The 11,483-nt window shown below is 37.2% G+C and carries 11 protein-coding genes; 9 read left to right on the top strand and 2 right to left on the bottom strand.

Translation table 11 applies throughout. From position 1 onward, the window contains the following. Positions 1 to 144: 144 nt before the first annotated feature. Positions 145 to 345: a cold-shock protein CspD gene (cspD, locus tag V7127_RS18590; RefSeq protein ID WP_009791749.1), complete on the bottom strand. Its 201-nt coding sequence runs from the start codon at positions 343 to 345 to the stop codon at positions 145 to 147. A gap of 339 nt (positions 346 to 684) precedes the next feature. Here cspD and V7127_RS18585 point away from each other — a divergent pair, with 339 nt between their 5' ends. The 9 genes from V7127_RS18585 to V7127_RS18545 all read left to right on the top strand — a co-directional run bounded on the left by V7127_RS18585 (position 685) and on the right by V7127_RS18545 (position 10,869). Then, the gene (locus tag V7127_RS18585; protein ID WP_335488509.1) at positions 685 to 969 is read left to right on the top strand and encodes a hypothetical protein; all 285 of its coding nucleotides are present in this window, start codon (positions 685 to 687) and stop codon (positions 967 to 969) included. Positions 970 to 1,148: 179 nt separating this feature from the next. Beyond that, a complete protein-coding gene (locus V7127_RS18580) occupies positions 1,149 to 2,075 on the top strand; it encodes a metal ABC transporter solute-binding protein, Zn/Mn family (protein WP_335488506.1) in 927 nt (308 codons plus the stop codon). Between the two features lie 8 nt (positions 2,076 to 2,083). Then, positions 2,084 to 2,839 (top strand): metal ABC transporter ATP-binding protein, encoded by a 756-nt coding sequence (locus V7127_RS18575; RefSeq protein WP_335488503.1) that lies wholly within the window; start codon positions 2,084 to 2,086, stop codon positions 2,837 to 2,839. Positions 2,840 to 2,844: 5 nt separating this feature from the next. Next, a complete protein-coding gene (locus tag V7127_RS18570) occupies positions 2,845 to 3,780 on the top strand; it encodes a metal ABC transporter permease (RefSeq protein WP_438824035.1) in 936 nt (311 codons plus the stop codon). After that, positions 3,777 to 4,655 carry a metal ABC transporter permease gene (locus V7127_RS18565; RefSeq protein ID WP_335488501.1) on the top strand — a complete coding sequence of 293 codons (879 nt, stop codon included), beginning with the start codon at positions 3,777 to 3,779 and terminating at the stop codon, positions 4,653 to 4,655. Before V7127_RS18570 ends, V7127_RS18565 begins: the two co-directional genes overlap by 4 nt. A 490-nt stretch (positions 4,656 to 5,145) precedes the next feature. Beyond that, positions 5,146 to 6,609, top strand: a complete 1,464-nt coding sequence (allW, locus tag V7127_RS18560) for an allantoin permease (protein WP_335488498.1) — start codon at positions 5,146 to 5,148, stop codon at positions 6,607 to 6,609. 136 nt (positions 6,610 to 6,745) lie between these two features. Then, positions 6,746 to 8,101: an allantoinase AllB gene (gene allB, locus V7127_RS18555; protein ID WP_335488495.1), complete on the top strand. Its 1,356-nt coding sequence runs from the start codon at positions 6,746 to 6,748 to the stop codon at positions 8,099 to 8,101. 80 nt (positions 8,102 to 8,181) lie between these two features. Beyond that, a complete protein-coding gene (locus tag V7127_RS18550) occupies positions 8,182 to 9,513 on the top strand; it encodes an allantoinase (RefSeq protein WP_335488493.1) in 1,332 nt (443 codons plus the stop codon). 72 nt (positions 9,514 to 9,585) lie between these two features. Then, complete coding sequence (locus tag V7127_RS18545; protein WP_335488490.1) at positions 9,586 to 10,869, top strand: MFS transporter; 1,284 nt, start codon at positions 9,586 to 9,588, stop codon at positions 10,867 to 10,869. Between the two features lie 124 nt (positions 10,870 to 10,993). On the opposite strand, the gene V7127_RS18540 is transcribed toward V7127_RS18545, so the two are convergent. Further along, the gene (locus V7127_RS18540) at positions 10,994 to 11,314 is read right to left on the bottom strand and encodes a winged helix-turn-helix transcriptional regulator (RefSeq protein WP_335488487.1); all 321 of its coding nucleotides are present in this window, start codon (positions 11,312 to 11,314) and stop codon (positions 10,994 to 10,996) included. Positions 11,315 to 11,483 lie beyond the last annotated feature (169 nt).

Genomic DNA, 11,483 nt, shown 5'->3' with positions numbered 1-11,483 from the left:
ATAATCGGGCTTTTACGGGCTGTTGATCCCTCCATTTGGGAATTTTTTGGTTTACACAACTTTTTGAAGTAGGGGTCTTACAGCCCGTTAATCTGCGATAAATAAAGGCTGGCAAAATGTTTGCCAGCCTGATTATTTATAAGATTATAGTTTTACAACGTTTGCTGCTTGAGGTCCGCGGTTTCCTTCAACGATTTCGAAAGAAACTTCTTGGCCTTCTTCTAAAGATTTGAATCCGTCACCTTGAATAGCTGTGAAGTGTACGAATACATCATCTCCGCCTTCTACTTCGATAAAACCGAATCCTTTTTCATTGTTGAACCATTTTACTTTACCGTTTTGCATGTTAACTTTGCCTCCTAAGCCTTTCAAGACACTTTTTGTGTCCAAGATAAATATTACCACCCAACAAAATACAAAGCAGATATTTCTAGAAATAACGGAAATATATTCTGTTAAATGATGATTTTAATATACACGAATGTACCGATTCAGTCAAGGAAATTAAGGGTAATTTCATAAAAACTATCAAATATTTGAAATATTCCTGAAATTGATAAATATTCATATTGCTATTTTGAATAAAGTTTTTTTAAAAACAAAAAAACTTTTCACTAATTCATAATATCAATCTTAAATCATATCTATTATTAATTAAGCTATCTTTCAAAAGAGGGTGAGATCATGTACCGATTTTCGATTGATAAAGATGATTGGATATTAAGATTCTCTCCCCATGTCCAAATAGAGCTGGGAATAAAACAAATTATCGTAAGCTCTATTGCACACCTGGGCAAACAGCTCCCATCATTTCCTCATGGAGAGTCTTTCATCATTATGAATGATCAGATTGGTTTAATCGTATTTAATGTAGAGAAAATCCCTTCCCTCATATTAACGGTATCTAATATTGTCAGTAAAGATAGATGGTATATTCAAGAAAATTTTACAATTAAACCGTATAAATAAAAATAATTTCGGCGAAAGCCGTTTTTTTTTTGGAAAAATAATTGACAATTTTATGATTGGGTTTAAAATGTTGTACTAAGGCAACATTTATATATTGATGAAAAATTAATGTATATACCAAAAATATGTGCACTTATTGAATAAACGTGCATACACTCAATTAAAAGAGGTGACGATTGATGAAAAAATTATTAGGGATGCTGCTTGTATTATCATTATTTATTCTTGGCGCTTGTTCATCTGACTCTTCAAATGGATATCAACGTGGTGAAAAGCTCGTTGTTACAACAACGATTAGCCAAATAGCTGATGCGGTAAAAAATATCGGCGGTGACAAGGTGGACGTACAAAGCCTGATGGGGCCAGGAACTGATCCTCACCTTTATAAAGCTACACAAGGGGATATTGGGAAGCTGCAAAAAGCAGATGTGATCTTTTATAACGGGCTTCATTTAGAAGGAAAAATGCTCGATGTCCTCGAGAAAATGAATAAAGATAAACCCACTTATGCGATCGGTGAATCGCTCAAGGAAGAAGAACTATTATTAAAGGCAGATGGAAAAGGTGCCATAGATCCACATATTTGGTTTGATATTGATTTATGGACGGGAGCATTAAAGGAAGTGGAAAAGGGTCTTATCGAAGCAGACCCTGACAATAAAGCTTACTATGAAAAAAATGCCCAAGAATATTTTAATAAATTAAAAGAGTTAAAAGAGTTTGCTGCTGCAGAAATGGAGAAAATTCCTTCCGAACAAAGAGTCCTTGTGACAGCACATGATGCATTTGGATATTTTGGTGCAGCTTACAATATGGAAGTAGAAGGTTTACAAGGTTTAAGCACAGATGCGGAATATGGCCTTGGAGATGTTCAAAAAATAGTAGAATTATTGGTTACAAGAAATATAAAAGCAGTGTTTATTGAGTCAAGTATTTCCGAACGCTCTATTAATGCGGTAATTGAAGGGGCAAAGAAAAAAGGCCATGATGTGAAAATTGGGGGAGAGCTTTACTCAGATGCTATGGGAGAAGAAGGAACCGAAGAAGGTACCTATATTGGAATGTATAAACATAATGTAAATACAATTGTAAATTCATTGAAGTAGGTGAGGTCATGAATCCGGTCAAAGTGGAAAATTTAACCGTTGCTTATCAAAAGAAACCTGTTTTAGAAGATGTTCAATTTGATGTGCCGGAAGGAAAGTTAATTGGTATTATCGGTCCCAATGGGGCAGGCAAATCAACATTGATTAAAGCAGTGCTAGGGTTAATACCAAAAACATCGGGAAACGTAGAAATTTATGGAAAACCATACAGTCCAAAAGAAAGGGTTGTTGGGTATGTCCCTCAGAGGGGATCTGTTGATTGGGATTTTCCTACTAATGCACTTGACGTTGTTTTAATGGGGCGCTATGGACATATTGGCTGGTTTAAAAGGCCAGGAAAAAAAGACGTTGAGTATGCAAAAGAATGTTTACAGAAGGTCGGCATGGAAGAGTATGCTGACCGGCAAATAAGCCAGTTATCAGGGGGACAGCAGCAAAGAGTTTTCCTTGCTAGAGCTCTTGCTCAAGATGCAAAAATATATTTTATGGATGAACCGTTTGTTGGGGTGGATGCAGCTACCGAAAGAGCCATTATTGATCTTTTGAATGATTTGAAAAATCAGGGAAAGACAGTTCTTGTTGTTCACCATGATTTACAGACAGTAAAGGATTATTTTGACCATGTCATTCTATTGAATATAAATGTAATTGCTGCGGGACCAACAGAAGAAACATTTACAATTGAAAATCTTCATCGAACATATGGCGGAAAGCTGACGTTCTTAGAGAAGGGTCAAATAATGGCGGAAACGCAGCGGAGGTGATTCAAATGAACGACATGCTAAGACTGCTCCTGTTTGATGCAAATACACAGTGGGTATTACTCGGTACGATGCTTTTAGGCATTGCGAGCGGTGTCCTTGGGAGCATTGCACTCCTAAGGAAACAAAGTTTGATAGGGGATGCGGTCGCGCACGCTGCTTTGCCAGGAATATGTATTGCTTTTTTACTTATAGGAGAGAAATCACTTATTGCACTTTTAATTGGTGCAACGATCACAGGCCTCCTAGCAGCTTATTGTATTCAATTTATTACATCTGCCTCTATTTTAAAAGAGGATGCGGCTATTTGTTTAGTCTTGTCGGTGTTTTTTGGATTTGGGATTGTATTATTAACAAAGGTGGCCCAATCATCATCTGGAAATAAGAGCGGGCTTAGTGATTTTATTTTTGGCCAGGCGGCCTCGCTAGTAGGAAATGATGTCAAGATAATGGCTAGTACGGCTGCTGTCTTAATTTTAGTAACGGCCTTACTTTTTAAAGAGTTAAAAGTATTAACCTTTGATCCAGAATTCGCAATAGGATTAGGGCTTCCATCTCGTTTCTTGAATTTCCTCTTTCTGACATTATTAGTAGCAGCTGTTGTGATTGGCATACAGGCAGTCGGTGTAATTCTAATGGCTGCGTTATTAATCACACCAGCAATTGCTGCACGATATTGGACGGAATCGCTTGGGAAAATGGTTGTCATCTCTGGTGTTTTCGGGGCTTTATCTGGAATGGCTGGAACTTTGATAAGTACACTTAGAGAGGGCTTGGCGACAGGACCATTTATTGTTGTTACTGCTACAGCATTGTTTCTCGTTTCTATGCTTTTTGCCCCTCAAAGAGGTTTAGTAACGAAATGGATAAAAAGAATACTTCGTGACAAGCAAATTAGAGAACAGCAAATTTTGCATCAGCAAAAAGGGAGTGGCCTATCATGAGCTACGAAGGATGGATATTAATTGTTGCTTCACTAGCTGGTATTGCATGCGGAATTACTGGCTGCTTTCTAATTTTGCGTAAGCTCTCCATGCTAGCAGATGCGATCAGCCACACCGTTCTGCTTGGCATTGTGTTAGCATTTATTATTAGTCAAAGTATGAATGGATTGTATATGTTAATTGGAGCGGCAGTTGTAGGCTTATTAACTGCTTTTCTCGTTCAAATTTTTCATAGCTCAGGGATACAAGAGGATGCTTCAATTGGAGTCGTTTTCACCTTTCTTTTTGCAGTAGGGGTCATCCTCATCACCTTGTATGCGGGGGATGTCCATTTAGATGTTGATCATGCTTTAATGGGGGAAATCACATTTGTCCCTTGGGATCTTGTGCAATGGGGCCCTTTACCAGAATTGCCAAAAGCGTTTTTAATGCTCTCTGCTGTGCTTATCATCGACTTAATTATGATTCTGCTATTTTACAAAGAATTGAAAATTACATCCTTTGATCCGAGCATGGCTGCAGCAATTGGAATTCCAGTTTTGCTGATCCACTACTTGTTAATGGGGATGGTATCAATTACTACAGTTGCATCCTTTGATAGTGTTGGTGCCATTTTAGTTGTTGCGATGTTAATCGCACCTGGTGCATCTGCCTATTTATTAACGGATAAATTAAGTACGATGCTTTTACTAAGTGCAATTTTCGGAGTAGGTGCAGCCATTATTGGGTATTATTTGGCAAGCTGGCAGGACGTATCAATCTCAGGAAGCATGGCTACGATGAACGGAATTCTATTTGCACTCGTATTTTTATTTTCACCTACAAAAGGATACATCTCCAAGAAATTGCACATTAAAAAATTGAAAACAGATTAATAGGGAGCACTTCCTTTTTGGGAAGGGCTTCTTTTTATGTAAATCTTAAAAACTGACAAAATAACGAGATGTGGTATCGAAACAATTTAACATATCGAAAAGGAGTAAAATCTAAATTTAGATTTTACTCCTTTTTCATTTACCTCATTTTAAATTTATTTTTACTTGCATAAATTATCACTAATATACTTTTAGTAAAAAGTGTTTATATTATTGTTTTTAAAAAAAATCTATTTTTACTTTAGCATAAAGCTATTGTTTTAAATGGTTTTAAAAGATTTTCACAAAATAGACACATTTTTGTTGACGTATTGTGAACAACGGTATAGTATGTGTATATTAAGTTTACTTGTTACAATTAGTAACCTAGTGATTTAAAAAGGGAGGTATTAAGAATAAGTATTTTAACAAATAAAACAGCACATTTAGTAGATTGACTAATAGATTAGTGATCAAAATGTAAATTCCACATAATCAAGGAGGGTTAAAAATGACAAAAATCAATCGTGAACAATTAAAAGCAGCTGGTTTTAGCGAAGACGTGTTGCCGCCGAAGCCAGAAGATAGAAATTGGAAGATCGGAAATTATGCAACAATATGGATGGGATCCGTTCACAATATCCCTAACTATATTGCCATTGGTGGACTTTTTGCCTTAGGGATGTCAGCAGGACAAGTATTCGCCGCAATTATATTTGCGTCAATCATACTAGCAGCAGCACTGGTTTTTAACGGTCATGCTGGATCAAAATACGGGTTACCATTCTCAATGTTCTTACGCACATCGTTTGGTACTAAGGGTGCAATGATTGCAGGTGTGCTAAGAGGTGTTATTAGCGCAATCATGTGGTTTGGATTTCAAACATATGCAGGAAGTCAAGCGTTATCAATTCTAATCGGAAAGCTTTGGCCAACGTATTTAACGTTAGGCGGGGATTGGAATCTTTTAGGATTGTCGTTGCCAGCGTTAATTTCGTTTCTATTATTCTGGTTATTCAATGTTGCTTTAATTTATGGAGGAATGGGGTTATTAAGTAAATTTACAAATATCCTTTCTCCACTTGTTTATATAGTTTTTGGCGGTATGGCGATTTGGGCAATTAAATTAGCTGGCGGCGTTGGCCCGATCTTAGCTTATACAGGTGCAGGAGTCAGCGGAAACAAAGTAATTGTCTTTTTAGCAGCTATTACTGTAATAATTGCTGCTTGGGCAGCTCCAATTGTAAATGTATCTGACTTCACAAGATTGGCTCGCTCTACGAAGGATCAGGCTATTGGCCAAACATTAGGTTTAGTTGTGACCTATTTATTGTTTGCCATCGCAAGTATTTCGATTATTGTAGGCTCTGAAATTGCCTTTGGTACACCAATTTGGAATGTACTTGATGTAGTTGCCCGATTTGATAGTTCTTTTGCAATAGCAATATCTGTTCTTACACTAGCTTTAACAACATTATCGGTGAACGTAACAGGTAATATTGTTCCTGCAGGTTACCAACTAGCATCACTATTCCCGAAAAAACTAACTTTTAAGTCGGGAGCAACAATCGCGGCTGTATTAGGAATTGTTGTCATGCCTTGGAAACTTATGGAGAACGCGACGAGTATTTTTACATTCTTAAATATGATCGGCGGCCTATTAGCTCCAATCACGGGTATCATGCTAGCTCATTATTTTGTAGTTACAAAAACAGAAATAGACTTGAGCGAATTGTATTCCAAAAACGGTAAATACAATTATAAAAATGGTTTTAATGTGAACGCCATTATTACATTAACTGTTGCTGGCGTGCTTTCCTTAATCGGGAATTTCGTTCCAATCTTTAAACCGCTTTCTGATATTTCGTGGTTTGTAGGAATTATTTCTGCTTTTATTATTTACGCTTTACTTGAGTTACCTAATAGTAAAGCTGTTAAGTTTTCAAAACAGATGAAATTGAATGAAGAAAAGTAGCTAGAAATAAGGGTTTATCTATATAAACTAGGGTGTTAGCGGCAATTTTTAAAGAAATGCGGCTAGGGGAATGTCAAAAAATAGGCAATTTTGACGGTGGGTATAAATTTTATTTTTATCGAAAGGGGTTTTTATAATGACATTTGATTTACTAATTAAAGGTGGAAATGTTGTCTTCCGGGATGGTGTTCGTAAAGTTGATATTGGCATAAAAAACGAAAAAATTTCATGCATTGCGGAGCAAATTACTGAAGATGCAAAAGAAATTATTGAAGCGAATGGACAGTATGTCATGCCAGGAATGATTGATACCCATGTTCACATCAGTGAACCAGGCCGTACAGAATGGGAAGGCTTTGAAACAGGATCGAAAGCATTAGCGGCAGGTGGAACGACAAGTTACGTGGAGATGCCATTAAACGCACTCCCGGCAACAATTAATAAAGAGGCTCTAGACTTAAAACTTGAAGCTGCAAGCAATCAAAACTATGTTGATTATGCTTTCTATGGCGGTCTCGTGCCAGAGAACCTAGACGAGTTGGAAGAACTAGCAGATGCAGGTGTTCTTGCTTTTAAATGCTTCTTATCTGATATCACGAGCGATGTTCCTGGAGATTTCACGAATGTGGATGATTACACATTATATAAAGGTATGGAAAAATTAGCGGAATTAGATCAGTTGCTATGCATTCATGCGGAAAATCCATCGGTTACATCAGGGCTTGCTAAAGAATTTGCTAAAGCAGGCAAGAATTCTGGAGTAGAATATGCGGAATCACGCCCTGTTTTTACAGAAGTGGAAGCTGTTCAGCGTGCGATCCTTTTTGCTAAAGAAACTGGTTGTAAATTACATTTAGTTCACATTAGTACTTCAGAGGCTGTTCAAGCTATTTTACAAGCTCGTAGAGAAGGTGTAGATGTAACAGTTGAATCTTGCCCACACTATTTTGCCTTTACTGCCGAACAAGTTGATGAAATTGGTCCTAGAGCAAAATGTCAGCCTCCAATTAGAAAAGCAGAAGAACAAGCAAAATTATGGGACGAGCTTCTTAACGGGAATATCGACTGGCTAACATCTGACCATTCGCCTTGTACTGAGGACTTAAAGCAAGGAAATCTTTGGGAAGCATGGGGCGGAATTAGCGGAGCACAAAATAATGTTGACCTAATGTTTGATTTAGCTGTAAAACAACGTGGATTACCAGTACAGAAGTTTGTTGATTTAATTGCTGCTAATCCGGCTGAACGATTCAATTTGTCAAATAAAGGTGAAATTGCCGTTTCGAAAGATGCGGATATTATTTTGGTGGATCCTAACCAATCATATGTTGTTAAAAGAGAAGACCTTTACTACAAAAACAAACATAGTGCATATGAAGGCAGAAAAATTGACTGTCGTGTGACAAAAACAATTGTTCGTGGAAACGTCGTTTTCGATTTAGAAAAAGGGATTGTAGGAGCTCCTGTAGGTAAGCTTATTTCTGCTAAATAATTAATCCAAGGGATCAATAAAAAATTTTTATCCTTGCTGAAAAATCGGCAAAGGTAATGGAAAAAATGGGGGAAAGAAACATGGTTAAATACGATTTAGTTATTAAAAACGGGACGATCGTTACTGCAGATTCAATTGTTCAAGGGGATATAGGAATTAAGGAAGGGAAAATTAAGGAAGTCTCAATTGGCAAGTCAATAGAGGCAACAGCAGTTAATGAGATTGACGCACAAGGACTTCATATCCTGCCAGGTTTAATTGACACACATGTCCATTTTAACGAACCAGGCAGAACAGAGTGGGAAGGACTAGAGACAGGAAGCAGAAGCTTAGCTGCCGGAGGAGTTACAACATTCTTTGATATGCCGTTGAATAGTACGCCTCCGACAATTAATAAAGCAAATTTAGAGCTGAAGAGCACTGCTGCCGATGAAAAGTCAATCGTTAATCCTCGTTTCTGGGGCGGACTTGTACCAGAAAATATTGACGATTTAAAGGATCTTCATGAAAATGGCGTAATCGGATTTAAGGCATTTATGTCACCAAGTGGAATTGTGGATTTCAATAATGTTGATGATGAAACCATTTATAAGGGGATGAAAGAGATTGCATCCTTAGGTTCTATTTTAGCTGTTCATGCTGAAAGTACAGTTATTACTGAACAGCTTGCACAAGAAAAACAAAGTCAAGGCAAAACAGCAGCAAGAGATTTTGTTGAATCGCGACCGATTATTTCTGAAATTGAAGCAGTTAGAAGAATTATTTCCTATGCAGAAGCAACTGGATGTAAACTTCATATTGTCCATGCAAGCAGCAGAAAAGTAGTCGAAGTGATTAACGATGCAAAACAAAGAGGCGTAAATGTAACAGTTGAAACATGCCCGCATTATTTATCGTTGACAGTAAAAGATTTAGAGGAAAAAAGAGCATTGGCGAAATGTGCACCTCCATTGAGAGATGAAGAAGAAGTTGAAGATTTATGGACGGCAGTTGCTAACGGAGAAATTAACGTCATCGCATCTGATCATTCGCCAGCACCGGCATCTATGAAAACAATAACAGACAACTTTTTTGAAGGATGGGGAGGTATTTCTGGAGCTCAGTCTACATTGAATATCATGTTGACTGAAGGGCATTTTAAACGAAATCTCCCATTAGAAAAAATTGTAGAATTAACTGCTGCAAACCCAGCAAAATTGTTCGGACTTTCAACTAAAGGAACAATTGCAGTTGATTATGATGCGGATTTGGCAATTGTCAATTTGAATGAAAGCTTTGAACTAAAGAAGGAAGATTTGTTTTACCGTCATCAGCACTCACCTTATGTCGGTATGACATTTAAAGGGAAAGTGAAGACAACAATTGTTGGTGGTAAAGTAGTGTTCGAAAATGGCGAACCAATAAAAAAATAAAAATGTAGGGGAATGGTTTTTTATTACTTAACTCCCCTGCAGTAATAATTAAAATGAAGGGGAGTTGTTATTATGGCACCAATGGCAATACATCATGAAGGGCAAAAGAGCAAGAAATTTATGATTCCATATTGGTGGAAAGTGGTTTTTGCATTCACGTTAGGATGGATGTTCATCAATGCTAATAAATATTTTTTGAATCCTATTTTAGGGAATATTGGCTTAGAGTATAACCTGAATAACAGCCAGCTTGGACTGGTAAATAGTATTTTCTTTCTGACTTACACGATCGCTCAAATTCCTGCAGGAGCTTTCAGTGATAAATTTGGCAGGAAAAAGTTGCTCGTCATCGGGTTTATTTTATATGGGATTTTGACAGGCATCAGTGGCCTCATGGCTGGCTTCACAGGCTTTTTGGTAGCTCGTGCTATTGCGGGACTTTCTTCAGCAACATATTATGGTCCCCAATTTGCCCTATCATCTGAAGCAATTCCAGAAAAACGCAGAACTGTAGGCAGTGCAATTATTAACAGCGGATCAGGGTTAGGGGTTGCTTTAGGTTTTATCTTATCTAGCACATTAGTTTTAGAAAAGGGTATGAGTTGGAGCGTTCCATTTTATATCTTCGGTGTGCTTACGGTTCTTGTCGGAATCCTTATTTCGGTATTAGTAAAAGAAAAAAATCCAGATAAGGCATCGAATGAAAGTAAATTACTAGAGAAGTCGCCTAATAAAGGAGAAAAAGTTTCGGTTTTATCTTTACTTAAAAACCGCAATCTCTTAATTACCTTTCTAGTCTTATTTTGTTCTATTTACGGCTTTACAGTCGTTGTCACATGGTTGCCGAAGTTTTTGGAAACCGAAAGAGGTTTCCACGGCAGTCAAGTTGGTTTGATATCGGCCCTAGTTCCATTGGCTTCGATACCAGGGGCGCTTATCGCAAGTTATATTTCGGATCGCTTAGGCAGGAAGAAGCCTTTCGCATTTGTGCTGATTCCAATTGCAGCGATTGCATTGTGGGCAACTGTCTATGTTCATGATACCGCATTATTGATCACAGCATTATTGGTTTATGGATTTTTTGGTAAGATTGCGCTAGATCCGCTTCTGATTGCATCTGTTTCCGAAAATGTTGATAAATCAGCGTATGGGCTTGCCTTCAGTCTCTTTAATTTTATGGGTATGATGTCGTCGATTATCGCCCCTTGGTTTGTTGGGTTTCTTGCTGATAAAACAGGCAGCATGGCTACGGGATTTTACTCAGCGGTCATTGTTCTTGCTGTAGGGTTTGTGCTAATGATGTTCTTTAAAGAAGGTCCAAAAGTAAAAGAAACGGGTAAGTTGGAAAGTATTTAACTGCAGGTTGTAAGATCTATCATATAAAAAAAGGGGTTATAACAGGGGGATTTCACTGTTTATAGCCCCTTTTGATTGGAAGAAAAATGATGGAGTACTAGATAAGGAAAGATTACAATAATGATTATAGCCACTTTTCAGCCCAAGTTTCAATTGTAAGAAGTGCTTTTCCCAATTCAGTCCCCTTTCTAGTTAAGGAGTATTCTGTCCTAACAGGGCGGTCGGTGATCACATTCCTAATCACGAGTCCATCTTCTTCAAGTTCTTTCATGCGTTCATTTAGCACGCGTTTACTTAAATCAGGAATATAGGCGTGGATTTCACTAAATCTTTTTGGTTCTTCCATCAGTGTGTGGATAATAAGCCCTATCCACTTTTTGCTAATCAGGTGATAAGATTGTTCAACTTTATTACATAATTGCTTCTGGCTTGCATGCTCAATCATTAATTTCACCTCCAGAATAAAATGTGTTTGTATATTAATAATAACCTAAATTAATGTTAATCTTTATAAAATTTTATCATATATTTCCTTAATTATAAATGAAAATTCCTAATTTTTATGTGTTACAAAATCACTTTCGTTAATATTAAATAACCTGCTAGTTATATTT

The organism is Bacillus sp. JJ1773 (assembly GCF_036962035.1).
GTDB lineage: Bacteria > Bacillota > Bacilli > Bacillales > Cytobacillaceae > Cytobacillus.
The sequence above is the reverse complement of the archived record's forward strand: the minus strand, read 5'-3'. Positions and strand labels throughout refer to the sequence as shown.